Origin of the sequence: Rhodococcus sp. ENV425 (assembly GCF_002887785.1) — a bacterium.
Classification (GTDB): Bacteria; Actinomycetota; Actinomycetes; order Mycobacteriales; family Mycobacteriaceae; genus Rhodococcus; species Rhodococcus aetherivorans.
Window position 1 is genome coordinate 18,059 of record NZ_PCZU01000296.1, and the last position, 331, is coordinate 18,389.

General features: G+C 72.2%; 1 protein-coding gene. It reads left to right on the forward strand.

The window, feature by feature from the left end:
• On the forward strand, positions 1 to 331 hold a 331-nt coding region (locus CQZ88_RS32090), incomplete at both ends, for a cell wall metabolism sensor histidine kinase WalK (protein WP_258008847.1).

Below are 331 nucleotides of genomic sequence, written 5' to 3' on the forward strand. Positions count from 1 at the left end.
CGCCCTGGTCGAAGACGTCGAGCACCCCGCCGCGGTCACGGTCGACCCGGACCGGATCGGGCAGGTGCTGGGCAATCTGCTCGACAACGCCCTGCGGCACACCCCCGCCGGGGGCACGGTCACCGTCGCCACCACCGCCGTCGACGGAGAAGCCGGGATCACCGTCACCGACACCGGCGACGGCATCGCCGCCGAGCACCTGAGTCATCTGTTCGACCGGTTCTACCGTGCCGACCCCGCCCGCCGACGGCAAGAAGGCGGCAGCGGCATCGGATTGACCATCGCCCGCGCCCTGGTCGAAGCCCACGGCGGTACGCTGACCGCCTCCAGC